At 74.4% G+C, this 12,084-nt stretch carries 9 protein-coding genes and 2 pseudogenes; 9 read left to right on the top strand and 2 right to left on the bottom strand.

Annotated elements, in window-relative coordinates; all coding sequences use genetic code 11:
- The first annotated feature begins 9 nt into the window (after positions 1–9).
- The 4 genes and pseudogenes from F1C76_21945 (at position 10) to F1C76_21960 (ending at position 4,251) form a co-directional block, all read left to right on the top strand.
- Positions 10–1,140 carry a 2-polyprenyl-6-methoxyphenol hydroxylase gene (locus F1C76_21945; protein ID QNG38842.1) on the top strand — a complete coding sequence of 377 codons (1,131 nt, stop codon included), beginning with the start codon at positions 10–12 and terminating at the stop codon, positions 1,138–1,140.
- 17 nt (positions 1,141–1,157) lie between these two features.
- Complete coding sequence (locus F1C76_21950; GenBank protein ID QNG38843.1) at positions 1,158–2,096, top strand: oxidoreductase; 939 nt, start codon at positions 1,158–1,160, stop codon at positions 2,094–2,096.
- Positions 2,096–3,058 (top strand): DUF2437 domain-containing protein, encoded by a 963-nt coding sequence (locus F1C76_21955; protein QNG38844.1) that lies wholly within the window; start codon positions 2,096–2,098, stop codon positions 3,056–3,058. The genes F1C76_21950 and F1C76_21955 overlap by 1 nt, the downstream gene beginning before the upstream one ends.
- A 12-nt stretch (positions 3,059–3,070) precedes the next feature.
- Positions 3,071–4,251: pseudogene (locus F1C76_21960) on the top strand (alpha/beta hydrolase).
- Positions 4,252–4,337: 86 nt separating this feature from the next.
- On the opposite strand, the gene F1C76_21965 reads toward F1C76_21960, so the two are convergent.
- Together F1C76_21965 and F1C76_21970 are read right to left on the bottom strand one after the other, a co-directional pair.
- Positions 4,338–5,360: a zinc-binding dehydrogenase gene (locus F1C76_21965; protein ID QNG39471.1), complete on the bottom strand. Its 1,023-nt coding sequence runs from the start codon at positions 5,358–5,360 to the stop codon at positions 4,338–4,340.
- 2 nt (positions 5,361–5,362) lie between these two features.
- Positions 5,363–6,847, bottom strand: a complete 1,485-nt coding sequence (locus tag F1C76_21970; GenBank protein ID QNG38845.1) for an MHS family MFS transporter — start codon at positions 6,845–6,847, stop codon at positions 5,363–5,365.
- 94 nt (positions 6,848–6,941) lie between these two features.
- Here F1C76_21970 and F1C76_21975 point away from each other — a divergent pair, with 94 nt between their 5' ends.
- The 5 genes and pseudogenes from F1C76_21975 to F1C76_21995 all read left to right on the top strand — a co-directional run bounded on the left by F1C76_21975 (position 6,942) and on the right by F1C76_21995 (position 12,069).
- Entirely contained in the window at positions 6,942–8,558 is a 1,617-nt protein-coding gene (locus tag F1C76_21975) for an AMP-binding protein (protein QNG38846.1), read from the top strand.
- Positions 8,555–9,430 carry a cyclase family protein gene (locus F1C76_21980; GenBank protein ID QNG38847.1) on the top strand — a complete coding sequence of 292 codons (876 nt, stop codon included), beginning with the start codon at positions 8,555–8,557 and terminating at the stop codon, positions 9,428–9,430. Before F1C76_21975 ends, F1C76_21980 begins: the two co-directional genes overlap by 4 nt.
- Positions 9,427–10,640, top strand: a pseudogene (locus F1C76_21985) (acetyl-CoA transferase). The gene F1C76_21980 and the pseudogene F1C76_21985 overlap by 4 nt, the downstream one beginning before the upstream one ends.
- Positions 10,637–11,659, top strand: coding sequence for a phosphotransferase family protein (locus F1C76_21990; GenBank protein QNG38848.1), 1,023 nt, complete (start codon positions 10,637–10,639; stop codon positions 11,657–11,659). The pseudogene F1C76_21985 and the gene F1C76_21990 overlap by 4 nt, the downstream one beginning before the upstream one ends.
- Before the next feature lie 2 nt (positions 11,660–11,661).
- Positions 11,662–12,069 carry a hypothetical protein gene (locus F1C76_21995; protein QNG38849.1) on the top strand — a complete coding sequence of 136 codons (408 nt, stop codon included), beginning with the start codon at positions 11,662–11,664 and terminating at the stop codon, positions 12,067–12,069.
- The last annotated feature ends 15 nt before the right edge of the window (positions 12,070–12,084 follow it).

The following is a 12,084-nucleotide window of genomic DNA, read 5'->3' on the forward strand; positions in this document are numbered from 1 at the left end:
GAGAGCCCCGTGAGCGCAGTGCAGGACGTCCTGGTCATCGGCGGCGGGCTGGCCGGGGCCGCCGTCGCGGTCCACCTGGCCCAGGCCGGCGTGGCGGTGGACCTGGTGGAGATCAAGCCCGACGCGCACGCCCTCGGGTCCGGCATCACCCTGCAGGGCAACGCCCTGCGGGAGCTGGACCACCTCGGCGTCTGGGACCGGGCGAAGGAGCGCGGCTACCCCTTCGACGTGACCGGGATCCGGGCCCCCGACCCGGCCGGCACCGTCCTCTTCGAGATCCCCGACGCCCGGACCGGCGGCCCGGACTACCCGGCGGCCATGGGCATGACCCGGCCCGACCTGGCCGGCCTGCTGCACGACCGGGCCCGCGAGGTCGGCGTCCAGGTCCGGTACGCGACCACGACCACCCAGCTCGCCCAGGACGACGACGGCGTCGACGTCACGTTCTCCGACGGCACCTCCCGCCGCTACGACCTGGTGATCGGCGCCGACGGCGTCCGCTCCTGGACCCGTCGCATGCTCGGCATCGGGCTGGAGACCCGGTCGATCGGCATGGGCATCTGGCGCGCGTTCGGGCCGCGGCCCGAGAGCGTCACCCGCACCGATCTCTTCTACGGCGGACCGGCCTACATCGCCGGCTACTGCCCGACCGGGGAGGACTCGATCTACGCCTACATCGTCGAGGACGCCCAGGACCGCTCCACGCTGACCCCGCAGGAGCAGCTGGACACCATGCGCGGGCTCGCCGGGGCCTACCACGGGCCCTGGGACGAGATCCGCGAGACGCTCACCGACCCCGAGCGGGTCAACTACACCTGGTTCGAGACCCACCTGCTGGCCGCCCCGTGGAACCGCGGCCGGGTCGTCGTCATCGGCGACGCCGCGCACACCTGCCCGCCCACCGTGGCCCAGGGCGGCGCGCAGGCCCTGGAGGACGCCGCCGTCCTCGGTGACCTGCTCACCTCCCGAGACACCCTCGACCAGGACCTCTGGGACGCCTTCCACGACCGCCGGGTCGAGCGCGCCCGCACCGTCGTCGAGGCCTCCAACCAGCTCGCCCAGTGGCAGCTGGACCACGTGCAGGGCGACATCCCGGCGCTCATGCGCAGCGTCGCCACCCTCGTCAGCCAGCCCGCCTGATCCGCCAGGAGACCGTCATGACCGAACGCCTCATCACCCACCTGCGGCACATCGACCTCGCCGTGCCCGACCTGCGCACCCAGACCGACTTCTTCACCCACACCTGGGGCCTGAAGGAGGAGACCACCGACGGCGGGCTCTCCTTCCTGGCCGCCGAGGGCAGCCCGGAGGCCTACGTCGTCCGGCTGCGGGAGGCGAGCGAGAAGCGGATCGACCTGGTCTCCTTCGGCGCCGCGACCGCCGCCGACGTCGACACCCTGGCCGCCCGGATGGCCACCGCCGGCGTGCAGCTGGTGCACGAGCCGACCGACCTGCAGACCCCCGGCGGCGGCTACGGCTTCCGGTTCTTCGACAACGAGGGCCGCACCGTGGAGGTCTCGGCCGACGTCGCCGTCCGGGAGCACCGCAGGATCGAGGAGGGCGAGTCGATCCCGGTGCGCCTGTCGCACGTGGTGCTCAACTCGACCGAGCCGGAGAAGACGGTGGCCTTCTACGAGCAGCACTTCGGGTTCGCACTCTCGGACACCCTGATGCACCCGCGGATGGGCTCGATGATGTGGTTCATGCGCACCAACGCCTGGCACCACAGCATGGCCGTCGCCCGCGGCCCGCACGCCTCCCTGCACCACGCCTCCTTCGAGCTGCGCGGCATCGACGAGTACATGCGCGGCACCGGCCGGGCACTGCGCGCCGGCGTGGAGAAGATCTGGGGTCCCGGTCGGCACATGGCCGGCAACAACACGTTCTCCTACTTCCTCGACCCGCACGGCAACACCGTGGAGTACACGACCGAGCTCGACCTGGTCGACGAGGACACCTGGCACCCCTCGCTCTACGACTTCAGCAACCCCGAGGTCAGCGACCAGTGGGGCACGGCCAACGCGATGAACGAGTTCGTCGCCCAGAAGTCGTTCAACGACCCGGACACGGGCCTCTTCGTGGCCCCTCCCGTCTGATGCGCTTCGCCACGTACGTCCACGACGGCGAGGTCTCCGCCGGGGTCGTCTCCGACGCCGGCGTCCACGCCCTGCCCGGGACCACGGTGCTGGACCTGGTCCGCGCCGGACTGCCCACCGCGATCGCCGCCGGCGAGCAGGCCCTGGACGGCCCGGCCGTGCCGCTGGACGCCGTCCGGCTGCTGCCGCCGCTGGAGGCGCCCACGGTGCGCGACTTCGTCGCCTTCGAGGAGCACGTCGAGGGCGTCGTCGCCGGCATGGGGATGGGGGCCGGGGTGGTGCCCGAGTGGTACCAGGCGCCGACCTTCTACTTCACCAACCCCTACGCCCTGCACGGCGCGCACGACGACGTCGCCGTCCCACCGGGCTCGCAGCGGTTCGACTTCGAGCTGGAGGTCGCCGTGGTCGTCGGTCGGGACGGCGCCTCGCTGACCCCGGAGGCCGCCCGCGAGCACGTCTTCGGCTACACGGTCCTCAACGACTGGTCGGCCCGGGACCTGCAGCGCCGCGAGATGCAGGTCAGCCTCGGCCCGGCCAAGGGCAAGGACTCCGCCACCACGCTCGGGCCGTTCCTGGTCACCGCCGACGAGCTGGAGCCCTACCGCGACGACGAGGGCTTCCTGGCCCTGGACATGCGGGTGTCGGTCAACGGCGAGCTGGTCGGGCAGGACCTGCTGTCGAACATGGGCTGGCCGTTCGAGGAGCTCGTCGCCTACGCCTCCCGCGGCACCGAGGTGCGGGCCGGCGACGTCCTCGGCTCGGGCACCTGCGGCAACGGCGGCTGCCTGGCCGAGCTGTGGGGCCGCCGCGGCCCCGAGTCGCTGCCCTCCCTGCAGCCCGGCGACGTGGTCGAGATGACCGTCGAGGGGCTGGGCACCATCCGCAACACCGTCGTCGCCGGCGTCGAGCTGCCCCCGGTCGCCGCCGCCCGGCCGCGCCCCCGCACCCGCACCCGTTCCTGAGAGGACACCCCCGTGTTCGAGTACTTCCCCGGCAACTACGTGTGGAACCTGGGCGTCGTCGCGACGCTCAACTCCGGCGGCCTGATCGACGAGGTCGACCGGGCCTGCCGGCCGATCAAGGACGCCGCGCAGCAGGGCGAGGACGCCGGGACGTCGGACTTCCTGCGCGCCTGGCGGGCGCTGACCGACCAGCTGGTCGGCCAGGCCGAGGACGCCGAGAAGGCCGGCCACACCCGCACCGCGGGCCAGCTGTACTCCCGCGCCACCAACTACCTGTGCCAGGCCGAGCGGATGCTCGCCCACACCGACCCCGACCGGGTGCCCACCTACCGGCGGGTGCTGGAGCTGGCGGAGAAGGCGTTCGAGCTGCACAGCCCGCGGGTCAGCCGGGTGGAGATCCCCTACGAGGGGCAGACCCTGCCGGCCTACTTCAGCGCCGCCCCGGCCACCGACGACGGCCCGGCACCGGTGATCGTGCTGGTCAACGGGCTGGACTCCACCAAGGAGCACATGTACTCCTCGGGCTTCTGGCTGGAGCTCGCCGAGCGCGGCATCTCCTGCCTGATGCTCGACCAGCCCGGGACCGGTGAGGCGCTGCGCCTGCAGGGCATCACCGCCCGGATCGACACCGAGGTGTGGGCCGGTGCCGCCGTGGACTGGCTGGAGGGCCGGTCCGACGTCGACACCACGAGGATCGGCATCGTCGGCTGGTCGCTGGGCGGCTACTTCTCCCCCGGGCAGCCGCGTTCGAGAAGCGCTTCGCGCTCTGCGTGGCCTGGGGCGCCAACCACGACTGGGGCGCCGTGCAGCGCCGGCGGGCCGAGCGCGAGGGCGAGCGCCCGGTGCCGCACTACTGGTCGCACGTGCTGTGGGTGTGGGGCATCGAGGGCGACGAGCACCACCTCGACGCCTTCCTGGACTTCGCCGACGGCGTGCACCTGGACGGGGTCGTCGAGCACATCACCGTGCCGTTCCTGATCGCGCACGGGGCGAACGACCGGCAGATCCCGCTAGAGTATGCGCACCGCTCCTACGACCAGGCGGTGAACTCCCCCAAGCGCGAGCTGCGGGTGTTCACCCCCGAGGAGGGCGCGACCGAGCACATCGGCCTGGACCACCTGCCGCACGTCAGCGTGTTCGTCGCCGACTGGGTGGCCGACACCTTCGCCGAGCTGGAGGCTGCGCGGGTCTGACCCGCGTCGGGCGGGGTGGCGGGTCGTTCTGTGCGGCGGCGGGTCGTTGCAACGGCCGGCCACCGCACAGAACGGCACGCCACCCCTCAGGGCCGCAGGACCGCCCGACCGACGAGGGATCGGGCGTCGAGCGCGGCGTGCGCGGCGGCGGCCTCGGCCAGCGGCCACACCCGGGCGGCCAGCGGGCGGACGACGCCGCGCCGGACCAGCTCGACCACCTCGACCAGGTCGGCGCGGGTGGCGTGCGCCGAGCCCAGCACGGCGAGCTCCCGGACGATCACCAGCCCCGGGTCCAGCGGGAGCTCGCCGGGCACGGTGTTGCCGACCAGCACCAGACGACCGCCCGGGCGCAGCGACCGCAGCGCGGTGGCGAAGGTGGGGGCCCCGGTGGTCTCGACGACGACGTCCACCCCCCGCGGCCGGTCCAGCCGGGCGGCGATCGCCCGCAGCTCGCGGCCGTCGGGGCGGACGGCGACCTCGTCGGCCCCGGCCTCCCGCAGCGCCTGGACCTTGGCCGCGTCCCCGGTCACCGCGACGACGACGGCGCCCAGGTGGTGGGCGACCTGCACGGTGTGCACGCCCACCCCGCCGCCGGCCCCGGTGACGACGACGACGTCCCCGGCCCGGACGCCGGCGGTGTGCAGCGCCTTCAGCCCGGTGCCCACCGCGCAGGAGAGCAGGGCGCCGGTGACGTCGTCCACCTCGTCGGGCAGCGGCACCGCGTTGAGCGGGCTGGCCAGCACGAACCCCGCGTAGCCGCCGGGCAGGTCCTCGCCGTAGAAGCCGGGCCCCTGCCGGCAGCGGGCGGTGGTGCCGGCGGCGCACTCCGCGCACGCCCCGCACGGGATGCGCTGCACGAGGGCCACCCGTCGGCCGACCCACCCGGTGACGTCGGCCCCGGCGGCCTCGACCCGGCCGGCGATCTCGTGGCCGAGCACGCTGCCGACCGGGGCGGCGAGCAGGCCGCGGCGGGCGAGGGCGTCGTGGCCGCAGACCCCGCACGCCCCCACCCGCACCAGGAGCTGGTCCGCGGCGGGGACGGGCACCGGACGGGTGGCCGGGACCAGCACCTCCGGGCCGCCGTGGGCAGCCAGTTCCACCACCGGCATGGTCACCGGGACGGTGCGGTGACCTCGGCGGCCGCCGCTGCCGCAGCAGCCGCTGCGGCGCGGGGGGCGTCCTGGGTGGCGTCGTGCTCGGCGAGCAGGTCACGCCCGGCGGTCTCGGGGAGCAGCCGCCAGAGGATCAGCCCACAGATGACGGCGACGCCGGCCAGGAAGAACCCGGGGGCGTAGTCCAGGCCGGTGCTCACGACGAGCGCGGCCCCGATCAGCGGGCCGAAGCCCGAGGGCGCCCCGACACCGAGGTTGAACCCGACGGAGCCGGCGGTGAGCCGGGTGGAGGCCGGGAACATCTCGATGAGGATCAGGGAGGTGTTGGCGTTGATCGGGGCCTGGAACACCGCGTAGACCACCAGCGCCAGCACGACGAGCACCGGGTTGCCGCCGCTGAGCACCAGGAACACCGGGATGCCGAGGACGGCGTGGCCCAGGCACCCGAAGAGCACCGTGCGCCGCCGGCCGAACCGGTCGGAGAGCCGACCGGCGATCGGGCAGAACACCGCGTAGACCGCCAGGCCCAGCGAGGCCAGCAGCACCGCCTCGGTGCGCGGCAGCTCCACCGTCGTCGACAGGTAGTTCACGACGTAGGAACCCAGGTAGTAGAGGCCCACCCCGCAGATCCAGGAGAAGCAGAAGGTGATGAGCAGGGCCTTGGCGTGGTGCCGGCTGAACGCGTCGCGCCAGACGGCCTTGGGCCGCTCGCCACCGGACTCCAGCGCCTGGAAGACCGGGGTGTCCTCGAGCTGGCGGCGGATGTAGAGACCCACCATGGCCAGCGGCAGGGCCAGCAGGAACGGGATCCGCCAGCCCCAGGTGGCCAGTGCGTCCTCCGACAGCAGCAGGCCGAACAGCAGCGCCAGCAGTCCGCCGCCGACGAGCCCGAGGGCCGCGGCCATGGACGGGTAGCTGCCCCGCACCCCACGTCGTCCCGGGGCCGCGGTCTCGATGAGGTAGGCCGAGCTGGCCCCCCACTCACCACCCACCGACATGCCCTGGATGCAGCGCAGCAGCACCAGCAGGACCGGGGCCAGGATGCCCACCTGGGCGAAGGTGGGCAGCACGCCGATGAGCGCGGTGGCCAGGCCCATCAGCACGATGGACAGCGAGAGCGAGAGCCGGCGGCCGTGGCGGTCGCCGATGAGCCCGAAGACGAGCCCGCCCAGCGGGCGGACGACGAAGGCCACCCCGAACACCGCCAGCGAGGACAGCAGCTGGACGCTGGCCGACTCCCCGGGGAAGAAGGCCGCCCCGATCGCGACGGCGAAGAAGCCGTACAGCGCGAAGTCGAAGTACTCCAGGAAGTTGCCGATGATGCAGGCTGCGGCGACCTTGCGCTGCGAGCTCTTCGAGTAGATGTCGCTCGTCACGGAGCGTCTCCTTGCCGGGTGGCCCTCACGGGCTTCGTGATGTCGAATGGTCCTTCGAACTCCGACCAGTAGAACCCACCGAGACCTGGGACACAAGGCGCCCCGCAGCGCCTTGACCGTGCCGAGTCCGGCTGCGTACCTTTGCGAGAGCTCGAAGAGTCATTCGATTTCGCGAACACCACCACCGCCAGGAGGTCCCGGCATGACGCCCGTCCCGACCGCGACCACGCTGCCCGAGCTCCTCCGAGTCACGGCGGCCGCCACCCCGGACGCGCCGGCCCTGGTCGCCGGGGACACCCGCTGGACGTACGCCGAGCTCTCCGCCCAGGCGGACCTGGCCGCCGACGTGCTCGCCGGCCTCGGCGTCGGACCGGGGGACACGGTGGCGCTGCTGGCCCCCAACACCGCCTCCTGGGTCCCGATCGCCGTCGGCGCGATGACGCTGGGCGCCCGGGTCGACGCGTTCAACACCTGGGTCAAGGCCTACGACCTCCAGCACCTGCTGGCCAGCTCCGCGGCCTCGGTCCTGGTGCTGGCCGACCGGGTGCGCGGCAGCGACCTGCTGGGCGAGCTCGAGTCGCTGCTGCCCGAGCTGACCGGGTCCGCGGACGGCAGCTGGCACAGCGACCGGTTCCCGGCGCTGCGGCACGTGGTGGTGCTGGGCGACCGGGTGTCGGCCGGTGCGACGTCCTGGACGGCGCTCGCGGCCACGGCCACCCCGACGACGCGGGAGCCGGCCGCCCGGGGCGAGGACCCCGCCTTCGTGCTCTACACCTCCGGCTCCACCAGCCGCCCCAAGGCGGTCCCGCTCTGCCACCGCGACCTGGTGCTCAACGGCTTCCACATCGGCGAGCGGATGGGGGTCACCGCCGCGGACCGGGTCTGGTTCGGCTCGCCGCTGTTCTGGAGCTTCGGCTGCGCCAACGCCCTGATGAACGCCCTGAGCCACGGCGCCTGCTTCGTGCTGCAGGAGCAGTTCACCCCGCAGGACGCCGCCGGGCTGATGGCCGCCGAGCAGGTCACCGTGGCCTACCTGCTGCCCTCCATGGTCGACGCGCTGGTCGGGGCGGTCGCCCCGCAGGTGCGCGCCGTGGAGTCGCTGCGCACGGGGGCGACGATCGGCCGCCCCGAGGAGGTCCGCCGGGCCGTCGTCGACCTCGGCATCACCGGGATGTGCAACGTCTACGGGGCCACCGAGACCTACGGCAACTGCTGCGTCACCGACCACCGCACCCCGCTGGAGGTGCGGGTGACCACCCAGGGCCGACCGCTGCCCGGCGTCGAGGTCCGGGTGGTCGGCGCGGACGGCGAGGTCCTCCCGGCCGGCGAGCCCGGGGAGATGCAGGTCCGCGGCCGGGTCACCCCCGGCTACCTCGGCGACGACGACGCGACCGCGGCCGCCTTCACCTCCGACGGCTGGTACCGCACCGGCGACCGGATGGTCGTCGACGACGAGGGCGTCGTCTCCTTCGTCGGCCGCACCACCGACATGATCAAGACCTCCGGGATCAACGTGTCCCCCGCGGAGGTGGAGAGCTTCCTCGCCTCGCACCCCGACGTCGTGGAGGTGACCGTGCTGGGCGCCCCGCACCCCTCCCGCGACGAGGTGGTGGTGGCCTTCGTCGTCTCCCGCTCGGCGGACCTGACCGCGGCGGACCTCATCGCGTGGAGCAAGGACCGGGTCGCCGGCTACAAGGTGCCCTGGGTGGCCGCGGTGGTCGACGAGCTCCCCCGCACCGGCACCGGGAAGCTCGCCCGGCGCACCCTGCAGCAGGACGCGGCCGACCTGGTGACCGCCCGACTCGAGGAGACCGCGTGACCGGCAACTGGGGACGCTGGGGTGCCGACGACGAGGTCGGTGCGCTCAACCTGGTCACCGCCGACGTCACCCGGCGCGCGGTGGGCCTCGTCCGGTCCGGACGCACGCTCTCCCTGGCGATGCCGCTGGGCCCGGGCACCCCCGGCCCCCCGCACCGGCACCGGCCCTCCCGCTTCATGGACCGGGACGCCGGCGACTACGCCCTGGGCGCCCGGACCCCCGGTGGCTTCCGCTTCGCCGAGGACACCGTGCAGTTCGCCACGCACAGCGGCACCCACCTCGATGCGCTCTCGCACGCCTGGTCGGGCGAGGAGCTCTACAACGGCCACCCGCAGGCGGGCACCCGCAGCACCCGGGGGGCCGGTCGGCTGGGCGCGGAGAAGCTCGTCCCGGTGCTCACCCGCGGGGTGCTGGTCGACCTGGTGGCCGCCACCGGCGGGCCGCTGGCACCCAGCGCCCCGGTCGGCGTCGCCGACCTGGAACGGGGCATAGCCGAGTCCGGGGTGACCCCCGAGCCCGGGGACGTCGTCCTGGTGCGCACCGGCTGGCTGGAGTCCCGCGGGGACGCCGCCGACTACTTCGCCGACGAGCCCGGCATCACCGAGGACGCCGCCCGCTGGCTGGCCGAGCGGGACGTCGCCGTGGTCGGCGCGGACAACTACGCCGTCGAGCAGCAGTCGGCCACCGCCGGCTTCCCCGCCCACCTGGTGCTGCTGCACCAGCACGGGGTGCCGCTGCTGGAGAACGTGGTGCTGGCCGAGCTCGCGGCCGCCCTCGCCGCGCAGGACCGGTCCACCTTCCTGGTGGTGCTGGCCCCGCTGCCGCTGGTCGGGTCGACCGGTGCGCCGGTGACCCCGGTGGCCGTGCTGTGACCGCCGGCTGGATCACCGACGTCGTGCGCCCGGGTGACCTGGTCGTCGTCGCGCAGGGCTCGGGGGAGCCGACGCCGCTGCTGGAGCAGCTGGTGGACGCCGCGGCGTCGCTGACCGACGTCGAGGTGTTCGTCGGCCTGAGCCACTCCGGGGCGCTGCGCCGACCCGAGGCCGCCGGGTTGTCCCTGGTCTCCTTCGGCGCGATGGGCCCGCTGGCCCGGCTCGCCGCCGAGGGCCGGGTCGCCGTCCTGCCCTGCCACTTCTCCGACGTGCCCCGGCAGCTGACCCGGCGGGCCCCCGGCCGGGTGGTCGTCGTCGTGCAGGTCTCCCCCGCCGACGCCGACGGCCACCACTCCCTCGGCCTGGCCGTGGACCACACCTGGGAGCTGCTGGCCGGCGCCCGGGCCGTGGTGGCCGAGGTCAACGACCAGCTGCCGCACACCTCGGCCCCCCGGGTGCACGCCTCGCAGCTCACCGCCACGGTGCCCACCTCCCGCCCGCAGCCGCAGGTGACGGGCGGGACCCCGGGCGAGGTGCACCGGCAGATCGCCGCCCACGTCGCCGGCCTGGTGCCCGACGGCGCCACCCTGCAGCTGGGTGTCGGCGTCCTGCCGTCGGTGGTGGCCGCCGCGCTGCGCGGACGGCGCGGGCTGCGCGTGCGCTCCACCCTGGTCGGTGACTGGCTGTGCGAGCTGGCCGCCGCCGGAGCGCTGGCCACCGACCCCGACGCCGTCGTCATCAGCGAGGCCGCGGGCTCCCCCGGGCTCTACGAGCACGTCGCCACCGGCGGCGTGCGGATCGTCCCGGTCGGCGAGCTCAACCGGCCCGACGTGCTCGCCGGCACCCCGGGCTTCGTGGCGGTCAACGCCGCCCTGCAGGTCGACCTCACCGGCCAGGTCAACGCCGAGGAGCTCGGCAGCGGCTACGTGGCCGGCATCGGCGGGCAGCCCGACTTCCTGCGCGCCGCCCAGCGCTCCACCGGCGGGCTGGCGGTCGTGATGCTGCGGCCACCGCCCGCTCGGGCCAGGAGTCCCGGATCGTCCGCCGGCTGCACGCCGGCGCGGTCACCACCCCCCGGTCCGGCGTCGACGTCGTCGTGACCGAGCACGGCACCGCCGACCTGCGCGGCCGCAGCCTGACCGAGCGCGCGCAGGCCCTGACGGCCATCGCCGCCCCCGACCACCGCGACGCCCTGGGAGGCCCCGCGTGACGACCACCGTCACAGAGACCGCGACCGACGACGGCTCCACCATCCTCGAGCGGCTGACCCGCTTCCTCGCCACCCAGGAGGGCACCGCCGGCACCCGGATCGCCGACCTCCGCCGGGCCGGTGCCGGACGCTCCCGGGAGAACTGGCTGTTCGACCTGGTCGGGCCCGGCCCCGACGACCGCGAGCCGCTGATCCTGCGCAGCGACCCCGACGGCGGGCTGGTCGACACCAGCCGGGCCGTGGAGTTCGCCGTGCTGCGCGCCCTGGAGCCCAGCCCGCTGCCAACCCCGCGGGTGCGCTGGCTGGACGCCACCGGCGGGCAGCTGGGCAGCCCCTCGCTGCTCATGCGTCGCGAGCCCGGCACCTGCGACTACCGGGTGGTCAACGGCGACCGCCCGCTGCCCGCGCGCCGGGCGCTGGCCGAGACGTTCTGCGACCTGCTCGCCGACGTGCACGCCACCGACTGGCGCGGGCTGGGCCTGACCGACGTGCTCACCGACCCCGGCGAGCAGGCCGCGCTGCACGAGCTGGACCACTGGGAGCAGGTGCTCCGGCACGACCAGCTCGAGGCCCACCCCGAGCTGGACCTGGCGATCGACTGGCTGCGGTCCCGGGCCCGGCCCTCGCGGCGCACCGTGCTGGTGCACGCGGACTTCAAGCCCGGCAACATCCTGCTCGAGGGCGACCGGGTCAGCTCGCTGCTGGACTGGGAGCTCGCGCACCTGGGCGACCCGCTGGAGGACCTCGGCTGGGTGACCCAGCCGCTGCGGGCCGGGGAGCACCTCATCGAGGGCAGCTGGACCGCCGCCGACCTGGTCGCCCGCTACACCGCGGCCACCGGCCTGGAGGTGGAGCCCGACGAGCTGCGCTGGTGGGTCGTGTTCTCCACCTTCAAGACCGCCGTGATGCAGGTCAGCGGGCTGCGCGCGTTCCTCGAGGGCCGCGCCGACGAGCCCTACCGGCCGACCCGCCGGGTGCTGTCCACCCTGCTGACCGCCATCACCGGACCGAGGAGCTGACCGTGCACCCGACCATCGACGAGCAGCTGGGCGGCGCACTGCGCCTGCTGGACGTGCTGGAGACCGAGGACGAGCTGTCCACCGCGTCCCAGGAGGTGCTGGCCAACGTGCGCCGGCTGCTGGGCAAGGTGCAGCGCTCCTGGTCCGCGCAGCTGCCCTTCCACACCGCCGACAACGCCGCGCTGACCGACCTGCTCGAGCGCACCGCCCCGCTGGTGGACCCCGCCCTGGTCCCGAGCGTGACCGCGGTCGAGCCGCTGGACGCCGTGGCCGTGGCCACCCGCAACAGCGAGCTGCGGGCCCTGCTGTCCCGGGTGGTCACCGGCCTCCCCCACTCCCCCGCCGGCGACGCCGCCCGTGCCGAGATCGGCGACCACCTGCGCCACCGGGTCGACACCGACCCCACCTGACGGAAGGCCTGACAC

It is taken from the genome of Geodermatophilaceae bacterium NBWT11, from assembly GCA_014218215.1.
GTDB lineage: Bacteria > Actinomycetota > Actinomycetes > Mycobacteriales > Geodermatophilaceae > Klenkia.

What these genes read in the sequence shown, in the direction of transcription:
- F1C76_21950 (QNG38843.1), top strand. Translation starts at nt 1,158, where the DNA reads ATGACCGAACGCCTCATCACCCACCTGCGGCACATCGACCTCGCCGTG.
- F1C76_21955 (QNG38844.1), top strand. Translation starts at nt 2,096, where the DNA reads ATGCGCTTCGCCACGTACGTCCACGACGGCGAGGTCTCCGCCGGGGTC.
- F1C76_21965 (QNG39471.1), bottom strand. Translation starts at nt 5,360, where the DNA reads ATGCCGGTGGTGGAACTGGCTGCCCACGGCGGCCCGGAGGTGCTGGTC.
- F1C76_21975 (QNG38846.1), top strand. Translation starts at nt 6,942, where the DNA reads ATGACGCCCGTCCCGACCGCGACCACGCTGCCCGAGCTCCTCCGAGTC.